The sequence below is a fragment of the Nocardia sp. CDC519 genome, from assembly GCF_059509835.1.
In genome coordinates this window covers 1,464,223-1,487,309 of the sequence record NZ_CM183377.1, presented here as the reverse complement: position 1 = coordinate 1,487,309, position 23,087 = coordinate 1,464,223, and the positions used below count along the sequence as shown (strand labels likewise).

Below are 23,087 nucleotides of genomic sequence, written 5' to 3'. Positions count from 1 at the left end.
GGCGGCCTACAACGCCGCGTACACCGCCTCGACGAGGTCGTAGGCGCGGCGATCGCCCGCGAGCCCGTCGCGGCGCAGATTCGGGATGAAGGCGAACGCGACATCGTGGTCCGGGTCGCCCAGGCCGATCGAACCTCCCGCGCCCGGATGGCCGAAGGCGCTCGCGCGGGCCGCGGGCGGCAGCCGGAAGCTGGGCGATGGCCGCATGAAACCGAGCCCGAAAGCGCTGTCCAGCAGCAACACCTCATCGGCCCCGCGCACCCGTTCACGGATGGCCTCGCGCACTGTGTCCGGGGCGAGCAGTCGGCCACGCAGCAGATCGCGATAGAAGGTGGCCAGCGCGCGCGGGGTGGTGACCATCCCGGCGCCGGGCCAGCCGCCACCCAGCACAGCGGGATCGTTGTAGGAGCCGGCCGGGTTCGTGGAGGCCCGCATGAGCAGCGAACCGGGGTCGCGGTAGGCGGCGGCCAGGTTCTGCACCGTATCGTCGCCGATCGCGAGTTCTTGTGCTGTCCACTGCGTCTGGGATTCCGGCGGGAAGCCGACGCGGGCCGCGCGAGCAGCTACCTCGGCCGGGGCACCTATCCACAACTCGCTACCGATATGCGCCCGCACGAACTCGCCGACCGTGTCGCCGGTGCGCCGTCGCACCAATTCGCCGACCAGCCAGCCGAAGGTCAGCGCGTGATAGCCGTGCCGTGTCCCCGGTGTCCATATCGGCTCCTGCGCGGCCAGGCGCGCGGCCATCGCCGCGGCGTCGGCGGCATCGGCGGGAGTCAGCGGCTGCGTGAACGCGGGTAGTCCGGCGCGGTGGGTCAGCAGGTCTTCGGTGGTGGTGTTCTCCTTGCCGAGCCTCGCGTACTCCGGCCACCAGCGGGCGACCGGCGCGGTGGGGTCGATGCCTTCCCGCTCGGCGACCATCAATGCCGCCGCCGCGGTGACGGCCTTCGTGCACGAGAACGACACGCATGGCGTATCCCGATCCCAGGCCCGCCCCGTCTTCACGTCCGCCACCCCGCCCCAGAGATCGACGACCGGCTCACCGCCGACGAAGACGGCCACGGCCGCCCCCGTATCCCGGCCGTCGGCCAGGTTGGCCTCGAACACCTCGCGTACCGCGCGAAACGCTGGATCGCATCTGCCGTCGACCGCCATAGCGAAATTAGAACACGTTTCAGCCCCGGCGAGCAGCCGTTTCATCCTGCGACCCACGACAGGTGCAGGGGTTACCCCGCAGGCCGTCTCGCCGCGGCCGTCGTCGATGGAGCCCGAGCAGGTCCCCGGACACGCCGGGTCCGCGACCGACTGCCCGCCTATTCGCGCGGTGTGCCGATGACGTCGAGCGCCGCACTGAGGCGCACCAACGCGGCAACGGTCGGCGCGAAATCGGGGCCGAGTTCGTCGGCCAACCGCTGGGCCATCACCGCATGGTGCGGACGGATCAGGGCGATCGCCGCGCGGCCGGATTCGGTGACCGCCACCAGCTTGGCGCGCCGGTGCGCCGGATTGGGGCGGTACTCGGCCAGCCCCTTGTCGACCAGCAGGTCCGCGATGCGCTGCACGCTCTGGCGGGTGATGCCCATGGCGCGGGCGATGCCGGCGACCGACTGCGGCCCGCGCAGCACGGCGCCGAGCACCTGCCACCAGGCCGCCGTCATCCCGGCCGGGGCGGCCAATTCCTCGGCGATGGCGAGGAATTGGCCGTTCAAGCGGAATGTGGTGATCGCCGCGGTACTGAACAGATCCTGCTCGGCATGGGCGGCGACAGACCGGCCGGAATCGACACTCACGAGGCCGCCGCCTTGGCCTCCCACTCGGCCAGCACGGGGTACGCGGACGCATCGCTCTTGGCGAACAGCCGGTACCAGGCATCGAGCACCTGCGGCTCGAACAGGTCGAGCCTGGCGAAGATCTCCCGGGCGAATTCCCATGGCGCGGAGGGGCCCGCGGTGATCAGGTCACCATCGGTGACCGCGGGCGCGTCGACATAGTTGGCCGCCCCGGCATATCCGCTCGCGGCGAGGTATTCGGCGGCGCCGCTGGTGTGCCGGCGCTCATCGAGCAGGCCCTCTTTGGCGAGGCCGAAGGTGGCACCGCAGATGGCGGCGACCGGAACGCCCGCTTCGAGGAACTTCCGCGCCGCGTAGGCGAAACCACTGAGTCCGCCGCGGTCCCACAGTTCCGATCCCGGCAGGATCAGCAGCGCACTGTCGGCGGCGTCGAGTTCGGCCAGCGCCAGATCCGGCACGATGCGCATCCCGCCCATGGTGGTCACGGTCTCGCCCATCGGCGCGACAGTGCGGACCTGAAAGCTACCGGGTTCGCGCTGCAAACCCACGTTGTGGTTGATCTGCGCGATCGCCGCACCCACTTCCCAGTCGGCGAGCAGATCGTAAACGGCTACGTGCACTGTCTTCGTGGTCATGACAGTATGCTGTCATGTTTGACAGGATGCTGTCAATACCTCGGATGTGAAAAAGGGCCGGCACCACCGGGCACCGGCCCTTTCCGCAGCGTACGGACGCCGCGGCGAGCGAACTCAGCTCAGCGCGTGCTCCAGATCGCCGAGCAGATCCTCCACATCCTCTAGCCCCACCGAGATGCGCACGACACCGTCGCTGAGCCCGATGGTGGCGCGTCCCTCCGGCCCCATCGCGCGATGGGTTGTGGTGGCCGGATGGGTGATCAGGGTCTTCGCATCACCCAGGTTGTTGGACAGGTCGACGATGCGCAGCCGGTTCAGCACCTCGAAGGCGCGCTTCTTCGCCTCGTGCTCGGGCGCCTTCAACTCGAAGGTGACAACGGTGCCGCCGCCGCTCATCTGACTCGCGGCCAGGTCGTATTGCGGATGCGATTCCAGGAACGGGTATTTCACCCAGCTGACAGCGTCGTTGCCCTCCAGGAACCGCGCGATCCGCAGGGCGGATTCGGTCGAATGCTTCACCCGCAGCGGCATCGTCTCCAGGCCCTTGAGCAGCGTCCAGGCGTTGAACGGGCTGAGCGCGGGGCCGGTGTGGCGCATCAGATTCTTGACCGGCCCGCCGATGTAATCCGCGGAACCGAGGATCGCACCGCCGAGCACCCGGCCCTGCCCGTCGATGTGCTTGGTGCCCGAATACACCACCACATCGGCACCGAGCTCGAAGCCGCGTTGCAGCAGGGGCGTAGCGAAGACGTTGTCCAGCACCACTTTCGCGCCCGCCGCATGGGCCAGCTCGCTCACCCGGCGCACGTCGACCAGGGTCTGCATCGGGTTGGCAGGGGTCTCGAAGAACACCGCGGTGGTCGGCACCGACAGCGCCTGCTCCCACTGGTCGAGATCCTCGCCGTCGACGAACACCGTCTCCACGCCCCAGCGCGGCAGAATCTCGTTGCACACCACGAAACACGAACCGAACAGACTGCGCGCGGCCACCAGCCGGTCACCCGCACCGAGCAGCGCGCCCAGCGCGGTGAAGACCGCTGCCATGCCGCTGGCGGTGGCGAAGCACGCTTCGGCGCCGTCGATCAGCCGCATCCGCTCCTCGAAGGTGGCGACCGTCGGATTGCCGTAGCGGGAGTAGACGAAATGCTCGACGTCACCGGTGAACGCCGCCTCGGCCGCCTCCGCACTCTCGTAGACGAAGCCCGAGGTCAGGTAGAGCGCTTCGGAGGTCTCCTCGAACCCAGAGCGCCGCAGGCCGCCGCGCACGCCGAGGGTGGCCGGACCGACGCCCTCCGGCAGCGGCCGGTCGAACGCACCGCCGGTGATCACGACTGCCGCCAGGGCAGGCCGTCGGCACGCCAGCCGGCGCTACCGCGGTGACCGAACTCGTCGAGCGGGCCCTCGAACCCCTCGCTGACGTTGTACGACGGCTCGATGCCCGCGCTGGTCGCCAGGCTGGCGGCATGCGCCGAACGCTGGCCGGAGCGACACAGGAACACCACCGGGGCATCCGGGTCACGCCCGTCGAGGATGGTGCGCAGCTGCTGGGCGAACTCGGGATTACGCGCGCCGGTGCCGTCGACCCATTCGATCAGCACGGTCTGCCGGTCGATGGCGCTGGTGTCGGGGATGCCGACGAATTTCCATTCGGCCTCGGTCCGCACGTCCACCAGAACCGCCCGGGGATCGTCGCGCAATATCTCCCACGCCTGTTTCGGAGTGATGTCGCCGGCATAAGTCATGTGTGGCACCTTCCTCGAGAATCCGCACTTGCCGCATCTGGCTTCGATGCGCGCCAGGTCGTCACCCGGAGCACCCCACCGCGGAGGAGGGTTGCCGGCCAGCAAGCCGGGGCTTGACGCTGGCACTCATGACCTGAAATGAGATTGCCTGGCCGGGGGTTGCCCTGTCAAACCCCCGATCAGGGCCTTGCGCTGGGGTTCAGTGGCAGACCAGCCAGGTGTTGTCGACCCGTTTCAGGGTCCAGTTCCCGGCTGCCTCGGCGCCATCGACCTTGCTGGTGACGGTGGCGGTCGCGCGGTCGCCCTCGACCTTCAGATCCTCGAGTTTCGTGATTTCTACGGCTTTTCCGGTCTCGCCTTCGTCCAGCCTGCCCGCCATCGGCGAGCGCTTCGGATCGAAGTCCGGGCACACCGCCTCCTCCGGCGGAAGCAGGCCGTAGCGCGAACTCACCTCACCGAAGTCACGCACCGCGGCGGCTACCCGGTCGGCCTCTGTGACATTTTTCTCAACCGGCGAGACCAGCTCGGCGATGACGATGACGGCGAGCACGAGCGCCGCGATCACCGCGGCGATGATGAACGGCGCCATCGACCGGGTCGAATCGCCGGATTCGGGCTCGTCGCCCGGTTCGCGCCGGGCCGCGCCCGGATCTGGCTGCTGATCGCTCATGAGCTGATGATCCCTTGGTCCCCCGAGGCCACTCGCGAGGCCCCCGATAGAATCGGCGGGATCGCGGCCGGTGCCGTGCAGGTGAAATCCAGCCGTGCGTCAAGTTAGCCTAAGCTAAACACCGACGCCCATTAACTGTCTCGACCAATAAGGTGCGCGTAAACGATGACCGAACAGACCGCAGCTGCACGCCCGCTCCGCATCGCGATCGTGGGTGCCGGACCGGCCGGTATCTACGCCGCCGACGCGTTGATGAAGTCGGATGCGGATGTGTCCATCGACCTCTATGAGCGCATGCCGGCGCCGTTCGGCCTGATCCGCTACGGCGTCGCCCCCGACCACCCGCGCATCAAGGGCATCATCACCGCCCTGCACAAGGTGCTCGACAAGCCGCAGGTTCGCCTGCTCGGCAATATCGATTACGGCTCCGACATCACCCTCGACGACCTGCGGGTCTACTACGACGCGGTGATCTTCTCCACCGGCGCCAACGCCGACCGCGCCCTGCCGATCCCCGGTATCGACCTGGACGGCTCCTACGGCGCCGCCGACTTCGTCTCCTGGTACGACGGCCACCCGGATGTGCCGCGCACCTGGCCGCTGGATGCGGAGAAGGTCGCCGTCCTCGGTGTCGGCAACGTCGCGCTGGACATCGCGCGCGTGCTGGCCAAGACCGGCGACGAACTGCTGCCCACGGAGATCCCGCCGAACGTCTACAAGGGCCTCAAGGAGAACAAGGCCGTCGAGGTGCACGTCTTCGGGCGTCGCGGCCCGGCGCAGGCCAAGTTCACCCCGCTGGAGCTGCGCGAACTGGATCATTCGCCGACCATCGAGGTCATCGTCGATCCCGAGGACATCGACTACGACGAGGGCTCCGAGGCCGCGCGCCGCCACTCCAAGCAGGTCGACATGGTCGCCAACACCCTCGAGCAGTGGGCCATCCGCGATCAGGGCAACCGCCCGCACCGGCTCTACCTGCACTTCTTCGAGTCGCCCGCCGAGGTGCTCGGCGACGAGAACGGCAAGGTCGTCGGCCTCAAGACCGAGCGCACCCAGCTCGACGGCACCGGCAACGTCAAGGGCACCGGCGAGTACAAGACCTGGGATGTGCAGGCGGTCTACCGCGCCGTCGGCTACCTGTCGCAGAACATCACCAACCTGCCCTTCGACGATCAGGCCGGCGTGGTGCCCAACGAGGCCGGCCGCGTGCTGGCCGACGAAGACGCCGACGGCAAGGCGCGCTACATGCCCGCCACCTACGTCACCGGCTGGATCAAGCGCGGCCCGGTCGGCCTCATCGGCCACACCAAGGGCGACGCCAACGAGACCGTGGCCTGCCTGCTCGACGACAGCAAGGACTTCACCCCCGCCGAACGCCCCGAGCCCGAAGCGGTGATCGAGTTCCTCGAGGGCAAGGGCATCCCGTTCACCACCTGGGACGGCTGGTACCGCCTCGACGCCCACGAGCGGGCCCTCGGCGAACCCGAAGGCCGCGAGCGCGTCAAGGTCGTGGAACGCGAGGACATGCTGCGCGCCAGCGAGCCGCACAAAGTCTGACCGCTCCCCGGGATCGGGGAGGCGCGAAATCCGACGCTGAGGCATGCTGTACACGTGTTCGATGCCCATGTCCACATCATCGATCCGCGGTTTCCGCTGATCGAGAATGAGGGCTACCTGCCGGAGCCCTACACCATCGATGACTATCGAAAGCGTATGTCGCGCTTCGACATCACCGGTGGGGCCGTGGTCAGCGCGTCCTTCCAGGGCAGCGATCAGAGCTATCTGCGGGCGGCGCTGGCCGAACTCGGCGAGGGCTGGGTCGGCGTCACCCGGCTGCCGCTGGACGCGGGTGACGAGGAGATCGTCGAGCTGGACAAGGTCGGGGTGCGGGCGCTGCGGTTCAACCTCAAGCGTGCCGCCGCCGACATCGCCGCCATGACATTGCAGGCGGTGCGCGCCTACGAGCTCGCGGGCTGGCATGTCGAGGTCTATATCGACGGTCAGATGCTGGCCTCGCTGCAACCGGTGGTGTTGAAGCTGCCCGCCCTGTCGGTCGACCACATGGGCATGTCCGAGGAAGGACTGCCGTTCCTGCTGGATCTGGTCGACCGCGGCGCCAGGGTGAAGGCCACCGGGTTCGGCCGCGTCGACATGGAGGTCGCCGCCGCGCTGCGCCGCATTCACGCGGTGAACCCGGAAGCCCTGATGTTCGGCACCGACCTTCCGGGCACCCGTGCGGGCAGGCCGTTCGAAGACTCGGATGTCGACCTGATCTGCGACGTGGTCGGCACCGATATGCACAAAGTGCTCGAAGACAACGCCCGCGCCTTCTACCGGCTGCCGCCGGTCCAGCGGCCGATCGCCGACCCCGATCCGACACTTCCCTTGCACGCCCCGCCCGCGCCTACCATGCCTATTCCGCGCGCGGAGCTGCCGAAATCAGGAGCGACGGATACGGTTCCGCTGCCGATCGTGGAGTGAGATCGGTCAGTATCGGCGGGCGCCGGCGAATGGCATTGCCGCCATATCGGATTCGACGACGCCTTCGCCGGACGTCGCGGCGTGAATGACCTTGCCGCCGCCGGAGTACAGCGCCGAGTGCCCGCCACCATAGAACGACACCAGGTCGCCGGGGCGTAGATCGTTGCGCGAGACGGGAGTTCCGGCGGCCAGCTGCTGATGGCTGGTACGCGGTAGGTCGACGCCCGCATGGCGGTAGGACCACTGCACCAATCCGGAGCAGTCGAAGGAATGGGGCCCGGTCGCGCCGGGGACGTAGGTCGCGCCGAGCTTGCTGCGGGCGGCGGCGATCGCGGCCTCGCCACGGGTCTGCTCGGGGACGGACGCGGGTGCTGGTGGCTGCACGCCCGGGAGCTGCGGTAGGGCGAACGGTAGCGGTGGGATGGTGAGGTCGATCGGCTCGACCCGCACCGGCATGAGCTCGGCCCTCGCGGGCACGATGGCCGGAATTTCACCTATTTTCACCTGGGGAATTTCATGTGCCGGAATGTTGTCGATTTTCGGAGCCGTGAAGCTGTCCGGCACGGTGTCCAACGGAGTTTCGAATGTGCCGATTCCTGGAACTACCAGCGGTTGCGCCGTCGCCGAGCCGGTGGCCGGTAGCAGCGCCACCGCCGCGGCCGACCCGAGTGCCAGCAGCAATACCCGGCGCAACCGGCGAGAATATCGAACGTCGTCGTCAGATGATGCCATGATGCGGTCCTCCGATGCTCACATCGAGGCCGATGGCGGACGAGCGTTGTTCACCACGGCCTTCGAATTGATTCGAAAAACGTCACGGTGATCTGTTCGGTCCAGTCGATCCGAGCGTCGATCTTTCAGTCATCGGCATGACGAGTACAGCGGAACACACCTCTGCCGTATAACGAAGCAATAACGAACCGTTATCACGAGTTAATTACATCTGATTATTCGAAAAATCTGAGCCGTGAACGCCGGGTCGTCGCCCGCAAGCCACCCGGGGCCGCTCACCGCCTCGCGAGCCGCTCCTGCTCCTTCTGGTAGGCCCGCCACGCTTGCTGCGTCGGCGTCGGCCTGGTGGTGAGCGCTTTCCAGTCCGTCGTCCGAACGAAGTTCACCACCATCAGCACCGGAAGGATGAACGCCTGGAAGAAGATCAGATAGCTGCCACCCTCGAACACGAACGCCAGATACCCGGCGTAGGCGAGGAATCCCGCCCCGAACGCCCCATTGAGCCACCGCGAGGCCTCACTCTGCCCGGCCTTCACAGCAGCCATCACCAGCATGAGCGTGCCGCTGAACACGAGCATCCAGACATACCAATCGAACACGGAGGTTCCTCCCGAGCCATCGCACCGCCCTCCGGCAGCACACCTGATGCCGCCAAGACAACCGCCCGCACCTTGCCGAACCCTTTCGAATCCCTTGCGCGCCGCCAACAGCGGCGGCGGGCACGGCAGCCGTCGCCGTCTCCGGCCTAGACGACGATCGCGGCCGCCAGCCAGACCCCCGCTGCCAGCAATGCTCCGAGCAGTTCCACCAGAATCGACAGGCCAACGCCCTTCACCGCATGCCACGTGGACTGCCAGGCCAGGCGTTGACCGCGGACCCGCTGGAGTTCGGAGATGTACACGCCGGCAATGAATCCCACGAACAGGCCGACGACCGGAATGACGAAGAAACCGATGATGCCGAGGATGGCGCCGAGGTAGAGGGAGCGGTTGGGTACGCCTGCTTCCTTCAGTTTCCGGCCGGGCCAGGTGTATTTGGTGACGCCCGAGATCACCAGCAGCACAGTGGTTATGGCGAAGACGGCCCAGGCGGTCGCGCCACCGGTGAGGAAGGCCCAGACGGCGATGGCGGCGAAGATCAGGATGACGCCGGGCAGGATGGGGATGACGATGCCGAGCAGGCCGACCACGATCACCAGGCCGACGACGATCTCGCCCCACACGCTCACTGACCAGTCCCTCCGTTGTCGGCGCGGCGGCCTCGACAGCACCGGCCCGTCCTGATGCGCTCGCGCCGTCCGACCGAAGCACGCAGCCGCGTACCGCCCGGTCGCCGGGCGAACCTTATGTCCGGATTCTGTCCTATCGGGCCAGGTCGTGCAGCATGGAGGTACGGGTCACAGCGGGCCGAGTTATTGTCGTACTGTCAATACGTCTCCGGGCGGCTCCCGGTGACGAGCACCGGCCCCCGGTGCGCAGGATTCGACGACGAACCGAGGTAGGGCGTGAGCACTCCATCCACCACGCAGGGCCCGCTCGCGGGCATCCGGGTTATCGAACTGGCCGGCATCGGCCCAGGTCCGCACGCCGCACTGCTGCTGGCCGATCTCGGCGCCGACGTGGTGCGCGTGCAGCGGGCGGGTCAATTGCCCGGCGGATTCGACCGCCCGCAGCTGCGCGGCCGCACCATCGTGGAGGCCAATCTCAAGGATCCGGCCGATGTCGAGAAGGTGCTCGGACTGCTCGACAAGGCCGACGTGCTGATCGAGGGTTTCCGTCCCGGCGTCACCGAACGCATGGGCCTCGGCCCCGACGCGGTGCTGGCCCGCAATCCGCGCCTGGTGTACGGCCGGATGACCGGCTGGGGCCAGTTCGGCCCGATGGCCGACCGCGCGGGCCACGACATCAACTACATCAGCCTCACCGGCGTGCTGCACGCCATCGGCCGCAAGGGCGAGCGTCCGGTGCCACCGCTGAACATGGTCGGCGATTTCGGCGGCGGCTCGATGTTCCTGGTGTTCGGCATCCTCGCCGCGCTGGTGGAACGGCAGACCTCCGGCAAGGGGCAGGTCATCGACGCCGCGATGGTCGATGGCGCCCTTGCCCTTTCGCACATGATCTGGGGTATGCGCGGTTCCGGCGCCTGGTCGGAGGAGCGCGGGGTGAACCTGCTCGACACCGGCATGTCCTTCTACGACACCTACGAGACCGCGGACGGCAAGTACATGGCCGTCGGCGCGATCGAGCCGCAGTTCTACGCGCAGCTGCTCGCCGGGCTCGGTATCGATCCCGAGGGCCTGCCCTATCAGATCGACCCGGCCGGCCAGGACACCCTGAAGAAGCTGTTCGCCGAACGCTTCCGCACCAAGACCCGCGACGAGTGGACCGAGATCTTCATCGGCACCGACGCCTGCGTCACCCCGGTGCTGACCTTCTCCGAAGCCACCGAGAACGAGCACATCGTGGCCCGGGAAGCCCTGCTCGACCTGGAGAACATCACCCAGCACGCCCCCGCCCCGCGCTTCTCGCGCACCCCGAACCCCACCCCCACCCCGCCGCCGACCACGGCGACGCCGATCGAATCGGTGTGGGCGGACTGACCCGAAAACCACTGAACGGCCGGGATTCTGGGAATCCCGGCCGTTCGGCGTGTCAGGGCCGGACCGATACCGGCCTCCGACATCGGCCCCGGCTCCCGCGTCGGTATGCGGCCCCGTCCCGGTGCCGGGTATCGCCCGTCGGCGGCGCGCACCCTCAGTAGCAGGTCAGCGGCTGGAGTGGTTCTGCCGCACGCGGACTCAAGGTTTCATAGGCGCGGGCGATGGATTCGGCGGCGCGGCGGAGGTCGGCCTCGGGGTGGGTGAAGGGCAGGCGCAGGAACCGTTCGAAGGCGCCCTGCACGCCGAAGCGCGGGCCGGCGGCGAGCAGGACGCCGTGGTTCGGGGCGGTGGCCGCCAAGGCGGTGGAGACCGGGGCGGGCAGCTGTGCCCACAGCGACATTCCGCCCGCACCGGGGGCGACATGCCACTCCGGCAGGTGCTCGGCCAGGGCATCCAGCAGCGCGGCCCGCTGGTCGCGCAGTTGGGTGCGGCGCCGGGCCAGGATGGTGTCGGCGTGTTCGAGCAGATAGGTGGTGGCCAGCTGATCCATCACCGGGGTGCCCAGGTCGACGGTGGCGCGGATGCCGAGCAGGCGGGTGATCAGGGACTGGCCCGCGCGAATCCAGCCGACGCGCAGACCGCCCCAGAACGACTTCGAGGCCGAACCGATGGTGATGATCTCGGTGCCGCGAGCGAACGCCGCGGTCGGCGGGGGTGGCACGTCGTCGGTGAGCGCGAGATCGGCCATGGATTCGTCGACGATGATCGACATCCTGGTCTCCCTGGCGATAGCGGCGAGCTCGGCGCGGTCCTCGGCCGGCATGAGCAGCCCGGTCGGATTGTTGAAATCCGGCACGAGATAGGCCAGCGAGGCTGCGGTCTGCCGGGCGGCGCTGCGGATTCCGTCGAGATCCCAGCCCGAATCCGGGCGCAGCGGCACCGGCACCGGGCGGGCGCCGACATCGCGGATGGCTTCGATGGCATTGGGGTAGGTGGGGTGATCGATCAGCACCCGCGCGGCCGGCGGAGCGAGCACGTTGAGCAGCAGCCGCAGGCCGTGCTGGGCGCCGAGGGTGACCAGGATTTGATCCGGGTCGGTGGGCAGGCCACGCTCGGTATAGCGGCGCGCCACGGCCTCCCGCAGCGCCAGCACGCCGACCGGATCCATACCGTGCGTACCGAGGTAGGACGGAATGCCTTGCAGCGCAGTGGTGTACGCCTGCTCCATCTCCGGGGGCGCGGTCATGGCGGCGTAGGTGAGGTCGACGGTCGGCTGGTCGGAACCGGCCATCATGGCGAGGATGCCCTTGGCCGGGCGGCTGCCGTCGTGCTGGATGCTGGGCGGCAGCGCGACCGTGCTGCGCGAGCCCTGCCGGGTGATCAGGTATCCGTGTTCGCGCAGCAGCGAGTAGGTGGAGGTGATAGTGGTACGGCTGACGCCGAGGGTGGCGGCGAGGTCGCGTTCGCTGGGCAGGGCGATGCCGAGTGGCGCGCGTCCGTCGTGGATGAGCAGCCGGATCCCTTCGGCCAATGCGAGGTAGGCGGGGCGCGCGGGTTTGCGCGCGGCCCCGTCGGGTTCCGGGTCGCGCCAGCTGCCGAGGTCGCGAGCCAGGCCCGCCGCACCGATCACACGTGTCGCCATACAGGCCAGTATGGCGGTAGTGGCTCTTTATCGGCAAGGCCAGTTGGCGCACGCTGGGCGAATGACCCTGTTCGTCACCCTCGCCGTCATCGTGACCTTCAGCCTGCTCGGCTACTACTACGCGCCTCGCCACACCGAGGAGGGTTGGCAGGTGGATCGGCTGCGACCGCGGGATCCGCTCAGCAACCTGCCGGTCTCGCACTACGATGAACAGCGCTTGTTCCGGGACATCGCCGCGGTGTATGCCCGCCGCGAGGACGAGGACCCGAGCGACGATGACGCCCCGGGGCGTCGGCGGGGTCGCGCTGAGCCGTCGACGTGATCGACTCGACGAACGGAGCAGTCCAGTTTTTCCCACTGGACTGCTCTGACCGCACTTGTCGGTGGTACCGGGCAGACTGTCGGCTATGAACGCAGCAGTCGGCGCGCCGGTGACGGCGGCACTGTTCGATACGGCGATCGGTACCTGTGCGATCGCGTGGCGCGGCGGCGCGGTCGTGCGATTTCAGCTACCCGAGGCGAGCCGGGAGGCCACTCGCGCGCGGATCATGCGGGAGAGCCCGGAATTCGGTGCGGTGACCGAATCCGAACCGGGCGCAGCGATCGCCGACGCCATCGCAGGCATTCGAGCCCACCTCGACGGCGAGCTGGACGACCTGCGCTGGATCCCCCTGGACACCAGCACCATCCCGCAATTCCATCGGTCGGTGTACGACATCACTCGCGATATCGACCCCGGACACACCCTCAGCTACGGCGAGGTGGCCGAACGGGTCGGTGCGGCGGGCGCGGCCCAGGCCGTCGGCCAAGCCCTCGGCCGCAATCCGATTCCGCTGATCATCCCCTGCCACCGGGTCCTCGCCGCCGATCACGGCCTGCACGGATTCTCCGCACCGGGCGGCATCGGCACCAAACAGCGGTTGCTCCAGATCGAACGGACGCCAGGGATCGGCGAACCGACCCTCTTTTGAGCGTTGATGGAGCCCCGCCGCCGAGCTCATCGTGGGGTTCTTTGCCGGGGCGCACCTTGCGGGACGTCTGCCGCCAGGAGGCCCGGCATCCGATGTCGGCCCGATCCGCGATCACGCGCGGAGCTTGGCGACGAATTCGCTCAGCCGGGCATCAGCGGATGCCTCGTCCAGCGCCTCGGCCAGTGCGTCCCGGTAGGTCGGCTCGGCCCTCTGCTGCATCGCCCGGCCCTCTTCGGTGATCACCGTGTACACGCCGCGGCGGTCCTTGGGGCATAGATCGCGACGGGTGAGACCCCCCGATTCCAAGCGGGCGACCAGACGGCTGACCGAGCTCTGGTTGAGGCCGATCAGCTCAGCCAACTCTTGCATACGCAGCTCGCCATTCTCGGCCTGCGCCAGCCGGCACAGGGACTGGTACTCCGACAGCCCGATGCCGTGGCGTCGCTGCATCTCCTTGGCCAGCCGCTGGTTCACCCTGCCGTGCAGCGCCACCAGCTGATCCCAGATCGCTTCGTCCACGATTACCGCCTTCCCGGTTGACATCAGAGTACATGCAGTGACAACATCTGCATGCACTTACATTTATTGCATGTACATGCAACCTATGGAAGGAAGTGGCCATGACCGCACAGCGCATCGAGAAGATCGCGACCACACCCGATTGGTACGCGCCGTACAAGATCTCGCAGGCAATCGCGGCCAACGGCCTGCTGTTCGTCTCCGGGCAGGCGGGCATCGACGAGCAGGGGCGCACCGTCTCGGACGACTTCCTGACCCAAGGGCGGCAGGCCTTCGCCAATATCAAGCGAGTCCTGGCCGAGGCGGGGGCCGACCTCGCAGACGTGGTGAAGGTCGGCATCTTCGTCACCGATATGGCCGCCAACCTCGACAAGATCATTCAGCTCCGCGGCGAATTCCTCAGTGAGCCCTACCCCGCCGACACCTTGCTCGAAGTGTCTTCCCTCGCTCAGCCCGACTGGCAGATCGAAGTCGAAGTCACCGCCCTCGCTCGCTGACTCTCGATCCACCTTCCCGGAAGGAAACGCAGGTCCGACATCCGTCGAGACGTCAGCCCGAGGTCTCCCCGCGCAGCAAGGCGGCCAGCGACTCCCGGTCCGTCACATCCATTTTGATGCACGCCCGATACAGGTGGCCCTCCACCGTTCGCACCGAAACCGTGAGCCGGTCCGCGATCTGGCGGTTCGTCAGACCCGCGGCCACCAGGTTCGCGATCTCGCGTTCCCGGGCGGTGAGCGGAAGTGGTTGCGCCGCTTGCCGAAGCGCGGGCGTGCTCGCGCCACCGCACGCCGCGGCGAGCCGGTTCGCGGCGGCCGCCGATTCCAGCAGACGGCGGCGGTCACCCGCACGTTCATGAGCCGAGGCGGCTTGCGCGGCCGCATCGGCGGCCGACAACATCGCACCGATACGCTCGAATTCCGCTGCGGCGGCATCGAGTCCCGGCCCATCGTGAGCGGCCAGGGCGACGGCGTGACGGGCCTGCACCTGCACCAGCCCGCCGTCGACCTTGGCGGCGAGATCGGCGAGCCTGCCCGCCACCGAGTGCTCACCGAAGCGGGCCGCGGTGTGCAATGCCATGGCCTCGATGGCGTGCTGATGGGCGCGGGCGGCGGCGTCAGCGGCGTTCACGGCGATGCGGATGGCGGGCGTGATCGTGCCCTCGGCGCCGGCCAGCCACGCCTTGGCGATCTCGAGCTGCGGTTCGTAGACGGCGCTGTGCCTGCCGCCGCGCTCGGTCGCCCCCGCGATGGCCTCGGCGGCGTCACCGGCCCGGCCGAGCGCCGAATACGCCTCGGCCAGCCGCAATCGCGCCGGAAACATCCATGCCGCAGCGCCTTCGGTGGTCAAGGCGGCCAACGCCTGCTCGAGATGTTCGATACCGTCCGGGAACCGGCCCTGCGCCACATCGACGGTGCCCTGCAAGATCTTCGACATCCCCCAGGCCAGATACTGCCCCGGCGCCGAGTAGCCGAAATAGGCGGTGGCGCAGCGACGCGCGCCTTCCATGTCACCGGTGAAGGTGAGCGCGAGCACCTCGGCATGGGTGGACATGAAGCGGTTGAGCCCGTCGATATGCGATTCGACCTCGTGCCCGCGCTGGGCGTACTGCCTTGCGGCCTCACCGCGGCCCATCAGCGCCAGCGCCAGGCCGCCGCCGAAGGAGGCCCACCACACCGCCCAGGGCGGGGCATCCTCGGTGTTCATCACCGACTCGGCGTCGTCGAACGCGTCGTCGATGCGGTTCTCGTTCACCGCGCACGCCGAGGCCAAACCGGTGAGAATCGCCGCGATCTTCGGATGACTCACCTTGGAACGCACCAACGCGAGCACCTCATCGGCACGGTCGGCATCACCCATGGCCCACAACAGATTCGACACCCGGGTGCTGCCCCAGCGCGCCAGCTGCACCTCGTTGAGCTGGTCCGGATCGAAGCTGGCCAGAGTGCGTTCGGCCTCGATGCGATGGCCCTGCCACAGCAGCGCCCGCGCCAGCAGATCCGCCGACTCCACGCCGCCGCGACGTTCCACCGCCGCCCGCGCGAACCGTTCGCCCAGGGGCAGATTCGCCAGACCGATCGCATCGGCGGCCGCGGCTTCGAACAGTTCCAGATCGGCGGATTTATCGCTGTCCAGGGCCAGTTCGGCCAGCCGGATCCGGTCGGCGGCGGAGTTGATCGGCCGCTCGCTCAACGCCGAATACAACCGTCCGCGCAGGCGCCGCGCCGAAGCGATTCCCAGCCTGCGCCGGATGACCTCACCGAACAGCGGATGGTTGTAGCGCACGACCAGTTCGTGCGAGTTCTCCACCACCCGGATGACACCGCGGTTCTCGGCCGCCTCCACCGCCTCCTCACCGGCCAATTCGGCCATCACCTCGAGGTCGATGGGCTCGCAGAAGGTGAGCAGCTCCAGCACCCGCAGCACCGGCTCGGGCAGTTGTTCGACCCGATCCTCCAGCAGCGCCGCCAGTTCCGAGGTGACCGCGGCGCGTCCGCGCAACTGCCAGACCCCGTTGACCTGACGCAACGAACCGGCTTCCAGCGCACCTTCGACCAGGTGCCGCAGGAACAGCGCATTGCCGCCGGAGGATTCCCACATCAGATTCGCGGTGAAGCCCTCGAGCTGACCGCCGAGCATCGACTCCACCAGATCCACGCTCTGCCGCTGGCTGAACGGGTTCAGGTCGATGCGCAGCAGATGGCCGTCCTTCCACAGTGAGGTGACCGCATCGGGCACCTGGACTCCGCTGCGCACGGTCGCGACGATGCGGGCGGCGCGGTCGATCGCCAACTGCAACAACAACGTCGCCGACAGTTGATCGAGCAGATGGGCGTCGTCGACGCCGATGATGATCGGCCCGTCGGCGAGCAGCGCCTCGCGTGCGGCCGACATGAACGTCACCGGATCGTGCGCGGTGTACACCCCGACCATATGGGCGAACACGCCGAGCGGGATGCTGCGCGCCGACTCGGTGCCCGCCACCCAGCGCACATTGCCGCCCACCGCCGCCGTGGCCTGTCTGGCCAGGGTGGTCTTGCCGACGCCCGCGTCTCCGGTGAGCACCGCGCCGACCGGGCCGTCACCGGTGAGCGCGGAGCGAATCGCCTCGAATTCGGTCGCGCGTTCGATCATCGGCCAGTTCCGAGCCATTCACATACTGTATCTTTTTGCGCCGCCTGCGGCGCCGCGGTTCGCGGCCCCTGGATGTCTCGCGGCTCAGTGACCGTTGCTTGCCTTCGGCGTGCGCAGCGATCGCTGAGACGCGAGACGGGCCGCGAACTTTGGGGCTCGGTCTCGCTTCGCTCGAAAACGCAGGCTGACCGGGCGTTGTATCGGATGCGGACGGTTTCCGACCGATGACTTCTGGTCCCAGCCGGTGCGGGCGCCGAGCACGGCGTCTGCCGCTGTTCGGGTGCGGGCTAAGGCGCCAGTACGTCGTGGCGGACGATCGTCTGATCGCGGCCGGGGCCGACGCCGATGCAGGACATGCGCGCCCCGGACAGTTCCTCGAGCCGCCGCACGTAGGCCTGGGCGTTGGCGGGCAGGTCTTCGAAGGTCCTGGCGTGCGAGATGTCTTCCCACCAGCCCGGCATTTCCTCGTAAATGGGCTTGGCGTGGTGGAACTCGGTCTGGGTGGTCGGCATCTGCTCGACTCGTTCACCGTCGACGTCGTAGGCCACGCAGATCGGCACCGTCTCCAGGCTGGACAGCACGTCGAGCTTGGTGAGGAAGTAGTCGGTGATGCCGTTGACGCGGGTGGCGTAGCGGGCGATCACGGCGTCGAACCAGCCGCAGCGGCGAGCCCGGCCGGTGGTCACGCCGACCTCGCCGCCGGTCTTGGCCAGGTAGGCGCCGGACTCGTCGAACAGCTCGGTCGGGAACGGGCCCGATCCGACGCGGGTGGTGTAGCACTTGAGGATGCCGAGCACAGTGCTGATCTTGTTCGGCCCGATGCCCGCGCCGACGGCCGCGCCGCCGGAGGTCGGGTTGGACGAGGTGACGTACGGGTAGGTGCCGTGGTCGACGTCGAGCAGGGTGCCCTGCGAGCCTTCCAGCAGCACCGTCTCGCCACGCTCGAGCGCCTGATTGAGCTTCAGCCGGGTGTCGCTGATGCGGTGCTTGAAGCGCTCGGCCTGCTCGAGCACCTCGTCGACCACCTGCTGCGGTTCCAGCGCGCGGCGGTTGTAGATCTTGACCAGCACCTGGTTCTTGAACTCGAGGGCGGCCTCCACCTTCTGGGTGAGGATCTTCTCGTCGAGCACGTCGGCGACCCGGACGCCGACGCGGGCGACCTTGTCCTGGTAGCAGGGGCCGATACCACGGCCGGTGGTGCCGATCTTGTTGTTGCCGAGGAAGCGTTCGGTGACCTTATCGATGGCCACGTGGTACGGCATGATCAGGTGCGCGTCGGCCGAGACCAGCAGGCCGGAGGTGTCGACGTCACGCTGCTCGAGGCCGGCGAGCTCGTCGAGCAGCACGCCGGGGTCGATCACGACACCGTTGCCGATGACGTTGGTGACGCCGGGGGTGAGGATGCCGGACGGGATCAGATGCAGTGCGAAGTTGTCACCGTTGGGCAGCACCACGGTGTGGCCGGCGTTGTTGCCGCCCTGGTACCGAACCACCCATTGCACGCGCCCACCGAGTAGATCGGTAGCTTTGCCCTTGCCCTCGTCGCCCCACTGGGCGCCGATGAGGACGATTGCCGGCATGGTCGTGTCTCCTACGGTTCGACGCGCAACACCGTGTGTGTTGCAGCTACCTGCCCGTATCGAGGCGGTGGCCGGAAGCACAGTCTAGTCGACCCCCCGTGGCGGCCCAGTCGGGCCACGCACCGCGCGCCTCTTCCGACCCAGGTCGCGCTCTCTCCCCGGACAGGCCGCAACCACAAACAACGGCCGACGCAAAACGAACACGGCCGCAGGCGGCGCACATCAAACACAGCTATGGTTGCTGCTAGCGGACTGACAGTCGTCCGGGTGAACGGGTAGGACGACCGACGGGAGTCGGCCGGATTCGAGGAGGGTGTACGGCAGTTTGAGTACCCACGTTCTCCGTTGCGACGGCGCACCGGTACCGATTGCCCTCGCCTCCCAGCCGACCACCCAGACCGATGCGATTCCCGATACCGGCGAGATCGATGAACTGCTTCCGGTGCTCGCCGCCGACAGCCTGCCCCGGTTGATCGTGCTCGGTGACGACGCCGCGCTGGCCGCGGTGCTCACCCATCTGATGCGCACCGAGCGGTTGAATGTGGAGGTCGGCTACGTCCCGGTCGACAAGACCTATGGCTCCCGCGCCTATGAGACAGGCACCGGCAACGCGGCCGCCAAACGCGCGCTGGAGGGCCGCGCCGCCGAGGTGCCGCTGATCCGTGACGACACCGGAACGGTACTGGTCGGGCGCGCGACGCTGGTGGGTGTCGGGGGTGAAAAGCTCGAGGGCGAAGCGTACGTCGACGACACGCTGTTGTTCTCCGGCAAGGTCGCCGCCATGCTCGTCTCGCCGACGCTGGAATTGCCCGGCGTGCGCGCCACTGTCCAGCGCGGCGTGCGGAAACGACGATGGGTCAGCGGCCGCGCCGCACAGCTCGGCACTCCGGGGGCCCGTGTCACCCGGGACGGCATCGCCGGCGAACGCACCGTGCCGCGATCGACCTTCTACCGCCATCACGAATCCTGGCTGCTGGTCCGATGAGTTTTCCCGCCCAGGCCCGCCGCTCCGGTGCGGTGCGGCCGAGCCCAATCTTTCTGCTGGTCGTCGCGATCACGGTGCTGGGCGGGGCGCTGGCCTGGGACGCCGATCTGGACTCGGTGCGGGCCAAGGCGGGCGTGTTCCTGCTGGTGGTGTTCGGCTGGATCGTCAGCCTGTGCCTGCACGAATTCGCGCACGCGTATGTGGCGTGGCGAGCCGGTGACCGCGAGGTGGAGCTGCGCGGCTATCTGACCCTGAATCCGTTGAAGTACAGCCATCCGCTGCTGTCGATCGTGTTGCCGATCGTGTTCATCGCACTCGGCGGTATCGGGCTGCCGGGCGGCGCGGTCTATGTGCACGCGCACAATTTCTCCACCCGGATCCAGCGCATCATCAGCGGTGCCGGACCCGCGGTGAACGTGGCGTGCGCGGCGCTGCTGCTGATCGTGGTCCGGTTGTTCGGCAGCGCCGAGGAACATGCCGCGTTCTGGTTCGGGCTGAGCTTCCTGGCGTTTCTCCAGGTGACGGCGGCGCTGCTGAATCTGATACCGATTCCCGGGCTGGACGGGTACGGGCTCCTGGAGCCGTCGCTGAGTTATCAGACCCGCCGCGCACTCGACCAGTTCAAGCCGTTCGGGATGCTGATCCTGTTCGCGCTGCTGTTCACTCCGGCGATCAACCAGGTGTTCTTCGACGCGGTGTACGCGCTCTACGAGCTGTCCGGGGTGCCGTCGCTGTGGTCGCGCTGGGGCGGTTATCTCACCCGGTTCTGGACCTGAGACGACGCAGGGCCGCCCGGTCGATGGACCGGACGGCCCTGGTCTTCGCCGGCGCACCGCGGCCCCAGCGCACCGGTCACCACACCAACAATGGCCGGTTGCGCGTCGCGGTGTGCGGCGAAGTAGGCGACCGCGCCACCCCTCGTCGGCTCGGTCGGTTCTCACCGTAGGGAGCGGCGGACGGCCTCGCCCGAGTAGCGGACTACGCGAAGATCGCTCGCGCGGCGGCGGTACCGTCCCGCGCCGCACGCAGGCGCCGCGGGCACACCAACGGCGGGTCGAGTAGTCGGTTCGCCGGCACCGGTTCGACGCAGGTCAGCGGCCGGACCGGGGTGTTGCGGGGCCCTCGGGAAACGTTCCGGCCTCAGTCCTCCGGCCGTACATACGGATTCGGCACCGTCGGCGGCAGCAGCGCGATCGCGGAGATGCGCTGCATACCGCAGACCTGCATGAGATCGACCACCGTCGAACGCACCTGCGCGAACACCACATGCGCCGAAAGGCCGGCCCCGGCAACGAGCTCCGGGCGCGCGCCCTTGGCCACCGAGCGCAACACCCGCGCGGCCTCGGCCTGATCGGGTTGCTCACCTGGGTCGGCGAGCATCATCCTGCGCACCACGTCGACCGCGTGACCGAGGCTTTCCACCTCGTCGATCAGGCGCGGATCGAGGATTTCGTCGTCGCGCACCAGGGTGAGGCCGCGGCGCAGCAGCACGCGAGTGTTGCGGACGGCGTTGTCGAGTGGGTCGGCTGTGGCACGGATGCGTTCGAGCCGTTTACGGGAATTCCAGTACAGCGGGGAGATACGGCTGATCTCCCGGCCGCCTTCCAGGGTTTTGCGCAGCGAGTCCAGCTGCGCCTGGGTGGCGCGCACCGCGGTCAGCGCGTTGTGCACCTTGTCGGCGTCCTGTTCGAGCAGGCCTGCCGCGCCGTCGATGAGCGACTTGCCCATCACGCCGAGGATTTCCGCGGCCTGCTCCCTGGCCCGGCGCACCGGATGCAAGGGGATCGCGGCCACGACGACCACCCCGACCAGGCCGCCGACGAGCGCATCGATCATCCGGGAGAACCCGCCACCCGCGGTCGGCGGCATCAGCGTGGCGACGAGCACGGCCGAACCGGCCGCCTGCATCGCGATGATGGTGCCGCCGTCGAGAAACACCGCAAGGCTCATGGCCACACCGACGACCAGCGCGATCTGCCAGACACCTGTCCCGGCCTGGGAAATGAACAGATCACCGATGCCGATGCCGACCGCGACGCCGACGACGAGTTCTACCGAACGGCGCAGCCTGGCGCCGAAGGAGATGCCGATCGACACCACCGCCGCCGTCGGCGCGAAGAACGGTTGCGTATGCCCGATGAGATAGTGCGCGACGAACCAGGCAAGCGCGGCGCCGAGCGCGCACTGCAGGATCGGCAGCGCGGATAGCCGAAGACGTGTCCATGAACTGCGCAGCCGGTCCATGCCGCCGGCCCGGGCGAGGGCGACGCGAGAGGTCGGGTCGATCAACTCGGGAGCTGTCCGGTCGTGGTGCCGGCGATCAGTCCAGGCCCAGTTCCGCGGCGGCGCGCGGATCGCAATCCTCGAGCAGGTCGAGGCAGCGGGCGTATTCGTCGGATTCGCCGATGGCCCGCGCGGCCCTGGCCAGCGCGCCGACACTGCGCAGGAAGCCCTGGTTCGGCTCGTGGCTCCACGGCACCGGGCCGAAACCCTTCCAGCCGTTGCGGCGCAACAGATCGAGGCCACGGTGGTAGCCGGTGCGGGCGAAGGCGTAGGCCGCGACGACATCGTGGTCGACGCCCTGCCCGGCGGCCTCCGCGCGGGCGAGCGCGGCCTCGGCCAGATGCGCCCACGCGATCGAGGCGGCCGGATGATCGGCCGCGACCTGCACCGGATCGGCCTTGGCGAGGAGCGCGTCCTCGGCATCGGAGATTTCCGGCAGCAGTACCGGTTGCGGTCCGAGCAGATCACCGAACGAGGTCATGGGCTTCATTGTGCACCGCCGGTGCCCGGAGGGCATGTGCGGGCCGAACGCGGCGGGCCAATGGCGGCCTGGGTGGGACGCGGGCCATTAGGCTGGCCGTCGAAGTTCACAATGTTCCGCTGAGCGAGGGGTAGTGGTGTCCGACCCGAACGACGACAAGAACCCGGTGCGCAAACCCGCCGACGCCCGCACAACGGACGAACCGGCCGCACCGCCCACCTCTGCCGCCGACGGGACCGAACCCACCTCGCCGACCGCTTCGGACGCCACGGACACTGCGCGCGCCACCGACACCACCGACGCCGACGCGGACGCCCCCACCAAGGCGTTCGCGCAGGTCGACACCGGTACTGCGGGGAACAGCCGCGCGGCCGACTCGGGCGCCGGTTCCGAACCCGAACCGACCTCGGGCTCGGACTCGGGCACACGCTCGGACTCGGCCTCGGACTCAGGCGCGAATTCGGGCGCGACCTCAGGCTCGGCCTCGACGCCGCCGGGCTCCGGCCCGGACTCGGACACGACCTCAGACTCGGGCTCGACCTCGCGCCCGGACTCGGACACGACCTCAGACTCAGACTCGGGCTCGACCTCGCGCCCGGGGTCGGGCTCGGGCTCGGGCTCGGGTACACGCTCGGACTCGGGCAAGTCGGCTCCTGCGGCCGCCGAAACGTCCGGTCCGGCAGACACATCCGATGACCCCGGCGCAGAGACGGCCGAGATCTCCCGTGACCGGATCGTCGAGCGCGGCGCCCGAGAATCCGCCGGCACGCCCGCCTCCGGCGCGTCCGCCACCGGGTCCGGCGCAGCCGGCTCCCCCGCGACCGGATCTTCTGGATCCGAAAACG

The 23,087-nt window shown here is 68.4% G+C and carries 25 protein-coding genes and 1 riboswitch; of the genes, 9 read left to right on the top strand and 16 right to left on the bottom strand.

Annotation, left to right across the window (positions count from 1 at the left end):
* Window positions 1-6: 6 nt before the first annotated feature.
* From AC5W7N_RS06660 to AC5W7N_RS06635, 6 genes are all read right to left on the bottom strand, one after another.
* Window positions 7-1,155, bottom strand: coding sequence for a serine hydrolase domain-containing protein (locus AC5W7N_RS06660; protein ID WP_195020197.1), 1,149 nt, complete (start codon window positions 1,153-1,155; stop codon window positions 7-9).
* A 158-nt stretch (window positions 1,156-1,313) separates the two neighbouring features.
* Window positions 1,314-1,790, bottom strand: coding sequence for a MarR family winged helix-turn-helix transcriptional regulator (locus AC5W7N_RS06655; RefSeq protein WP_163817513.1), 477 nt, complete (start codon window positions 1,788-1,790; stop codon window positions 1,314-1,316).
* Window positions 1,787-2,425, bottom strand: coding sequence for a DJ-1/PfpI family protein (locus AC5W7N_RS06650; protein ID WP_195020198.1), 639 nt, complete (start codon window positions 2,423-2,425; stop codon window positions 1,787-1,789). Before AC5W7N_RS06650 ends, AC5W7N_RS06655 begins: the two co-directional genes overlap by 4 nt.
* A 114-nt stretch (window positions 2,426-2,539) precedes the next feature.
* Window positions 2,540-3,754, bottom strand: a complete 1,215-nt coding sequence (locus AC5W7N_RS06645; RefSeq protein ID WP_195006845.1) for an O-succinylhomoserine sulfhydrylase — start codon at window positions 3,752-3,754, stop codon at window positions 2,540-2,542.
* Entirely contained in the window at window positions 3,751-4,167 is a 417-nt protein-coding gene (locus AC5W7N_RS06640; RefSeq protein ID WP_163817507.1) for a rhodanese-like domain-containing protein, read from the bottom strand. The genes AC5W7N_RS06645 and AC5W7N_RS06640 overlap by 4 nt, the downstream gene beginning before the upstream one ends.
* Window positions 4,168-4,186: 19 nt before the next feature.
* Window positions 4,187-4,301: riboswitch (SAM riboswitch) on the bottom strand.
* Between the two features lie 65 nt (window positions 4,302-4,366).
* On the bottom strand, window positions 4,367-4,837 hold the full coding sequence (locus AC5W7N_RS06635) for an Rv0361 family membrane protein (protein WP_163817505.1): 471 nt from the start codon (window positions 4,835-4,837) through the stop codon (window positions 4,367-4,369).
* 165 nt (window positions 4,838-5,002) lie between these two features.
* On the opposite strand from AC5W7N_RS06635, the gene AC5W7N_RS06630 reads away from it, so the two are divergent.
* Both AC5W7N_RS06630 and AC5W7N_RS06625 read left to right on the top strand, forming a co-directional pair.
* A complete protein-coding gene (locus AC5W7N_RS06630) occupies window positions 5,003-6,394 on the top strand; it encodes an FAD-dependent oxidoreductase (protein ID WP_163817503.1) in 1,392 nt (463 codons plus the stop codon).
* A 54-nt stretch (window positions 6,395-6,448) separates the two neighbouring features.
* The gene (locus AC5W7N_RS06625; protein ID WP_490724394.1) at window positions 6,449-7,318 is read left to right on the top strand and encodes an amidohydrolase family protein; all 870 of its coding nucleotides are present in this window, start codon (window positions 6,449-6,451) and stop codon (window positions 7,316-7,318) included.
* 6 nt (window positions 7,319-7,324) lie between these two features.
* Here the strand turns inward: AC5W7N_RS06625 and AC5W7N_RS06620 are convergent, their stop codons facing one another.
* Window positions 7,325-7,822 (bottom strand): C40 family peptidase, encoded by a 498-nt coding sequence (locus tag AC5W7N_RS06620; protein WP_490724393.1) that lies wholly within the window; start codon window positions 7,820-7,822, stop codon window positions 7,325-7,327.
* A gap of 22 nt (window positions 7,823-7,844) precedes the next feature.
* Between AC5W7N_RS06620 and AC5W7N_RS06615 the strand changes: the two genes are divergently transcribed.
* Entirely contained in the window at window positions 7,845-8,141 is a 297-nt protein-coding gene (locus tag AC5W7N_RS06615) for a hypothetical protein (protein ID WP_495923410.1), read from the top strand.
* A 184-nt stretch (window positions 8,142-8,325) separates the two neighbouring features.
* On the opposite strand, the gene AC5W7N_RS06610 is transcribed toward AC5W7N_RS06615, so the two are convergent.
* Together AC5W7N_RS06610 and AC5W7N_RS06605 are read right to left on the bottom strand one after the other, a co-directional pair.
* Window positions 8,326-8,649 carry a hypothetical protein gene (locus tag AC5W7N_RS06610; RefSeq protein ID WP_490724392.1) on the bottom strand — a complete coding sequence of 108 codons (324 nt, stop codon included), beginning with the start codon at window positions 8,647-8,649 and terminating at the stop codon, window positions 8,326-8,328.
* Window positions 8,650-8,795: 146 nt separating this feature from the next.
* Window positions 8,796-9,278 (bottom strand): DUF456 domain-containing protein, encoded by a 483-nt coding sequence (locus tag AC5W7N_RS06605; protein ID WP_490724391.1) that lies wholly within the window; start codon window positions 9,276-9,278, stop codon window positions 8,796-8,798.
* Window positions 9,279-9,554: 276 nt separating this feature from the next.
* Between AC5W7N_RS06605 and AC5W7N_RS06600 the strand changes: the two genes are divergently transcribed.
* Window positions 9,555-10,649, top strand: a complete 1,095-nt coding sequence (locus AC5W7N_RS06600; protein WP_195020204.1) for a CaiB/BaiF CoA transferase family protein — start codon at window positions 9,555-9,557, stop codon at window positions 10,647-10,649.
* Window positions 10,650-10,803: 154 nt separating this feature from the next.
* Here the strand turns inward: AC5W7N_RS06600 and yczR are convergent, their stop codons facing one another.
* Window positions 10,804-12,291, bottom strand: coding sequence for a MocR-like transcription factor YczR (yczR, locus tag AC5W7N_RS06595; RefSeq protein ID WP_490724390.1), 1,488 nt, complete (start codon window positions 12,289-12,291; stop codon window positions 10,804-10,806).
* Between the two features lie 61 nt (window positions 12,292-12,352).
* Here yczR and AC5W7N_RS06590 point away from each other — a divergent pair, with 61 nt between their 5' ends.
* Both AC5W7N_RS06590 and AC5W7N_RS06585 read left to right on the top strand, forming a co-directional pair.
* Complete coding sequence (locus AC5W7N_RS06590; RefSeq protein ID WP_194989479.1) at window positions 12,353-12,613, top strand: hypothetical protein; 261 nt, start codon at window positions 12,353-12,355, stop codon at window positions 12,611-12,613.
* Between the two features lie 85 nt (window positions 12,614-12,698).
* Window positions 12,699-13,262 carry a methylated-DNA--[protein]-cysteine S-methyltransferase gene (locus tag AC5W7N_RS06585; RefSeq protein ID WP_195020205.1) on the top strand — a complete coding sequence of 188 codons (564 nt, stop codon included), beginning with the start codon at window positions 12,699-12,701 and terminating at the stop codon, window positions 13,260-13,262.
* Between the two features lie 111 nt (window positions 13,263-13,373).
* On the opposite strand, the gene AC5W7N_RS06580 is transcribed toward AC5W7N_RS06585, so the two are convergent.
* The gene (locus AC5W7N_RS06580; RefSeq protein ID WP_163817168.1) at window positions 13,374-13,781 is read right to left on the bottom strand and encodes a MarR family winged helix-turn-helix transcriptional regulator; all 408 of its coding nucleotides are present in this window, start codon (window positions 13,779-13,781) and stop codon (window positions 13,374-13,376) included.
* Window positions 13,782-13,882: 101 nt separating this feature from the next.
* Between AC5W7N_RS06580 and AC5W7N_RS06575 the strand changes: the two genes are divergently transcribed.
* Complete coding sequence (locus tag AC5W7N_RS06575) at window positions 13,883-14,278, top strand: RidA family protein (protein ID WP_163817166.1); 396 nt, start codon at window positions 13,883-13,885, stop codon at window positions 14,276-14,278.
* Window positions 14,279-14,330: 52 nt separating this feature from the next.
* Here the strand turns inward: AC5W7N_RS06575 and AC5W7N_RS06570 are convergent, their stop codons facing one another.
* Window positions 14,331-16,931: a helix-turn-helix transcriptional regulator gene (locus AC5W7N_RS06570; RefSeq protein ID WP_163817164.1), complete on the bottom strand. Its 2,601-nt coding sequence runs from the start codon at window positions 16,929-16,931 to the stop codon at window positions 14,331-14,333.
* 269 nt (window positions 16,932-17,200) lie between these two features.
* The gene (locus tag AC5W7N_RS06565) at window positions 17,201-18,493 is read right to left on the bottom strand and encodes an adenylosuccinate synthase (RefSeq protein WP_163817162.1); all 1,293 of its coding nucleotides are present in this window, start codon (window positions 18,491-18,493) and stop codon (window positions 17,201-17,203) included.
* Window positions 18,494-18,818: 325 nt separating this feature from the next.
* Between AC5W7N_RS06565 and AC5W7N_RS06560 the strand changes: the two genes are divergently transcribed.
* Window positions 18,819-19,478 carry a hypothetical protein gene (locus tag AC5W7N_RS06560; protein WP_495923409.1) on the top strand — a complete coding sequence of 220 codons (660 nt, stop codon included), beginning with the start codon at window positions 18,819-18,821 and terminating at the stop codon, window positions 19,476-19,478.
* Window positions 19,475-20,254 carry a site-2 protease family protein gene (locus AC5W7N_RS06555; RefSeq protein ID WP_495923408.1) on the top strand — a complete coding sequence of 260 codons (780 nt, stop codon included), beginning with the start codon at window positions 19,475-19,477 and terminating at the stop codon, window positions 20,252-20,254. Before AC5W7N_RS06560 ends, AC5W7N_RS06555 begins: the two co-directional genes overlap by 4 nt.
* Before the next feature lie 364 nt (window positions 20,255-20,618).
* Here AC5W7N_RS06555 and AC5W7N_RS06550 read toward each other — a convergent pair whose 3' ends face one another.
* From AC5W7N_RS06550 to AC5W7N_RS06540, 3 genes are all read right to left on the bottom strand, one after another.
* Entirely contained in the window at window positions 20,619-21,722 is a 1,104-nt protein-coding gene (locus AC5W7N_RS06550) for an FUSC family protein (protein ID WP_163817185.1), read from the bottom strand.
* Between the two features lie 76 nt (window positions 21,723-21,798).
* Complete coding sequence (locus tag AC5W7N_RS06545; RefSeq protein WP_163817156.1) at window positions 21,799-22,242, bottom strand: DUF3151 domain-containing protein; 444 nt, start codon at window positions 22,240-22,242, stop codon at window positions 21,799-21,801.
* Between the two features lie 87 nt (window positions 22,243-22,329).
* The gene (locus AC5W7N_RS06540) at window positions 22,330-22,887 is read right to left on the bottom strand and encodes a hypothetical protein (protein WP_195020207.1); all 558 of its coding nucleotides are present in this window, start codon (window positions 22,885-22,887) and stop codon (window positions 22,330-22,332) included.
* Window positions 22,888-23,087: the final 200 nt, after the last annotated feature.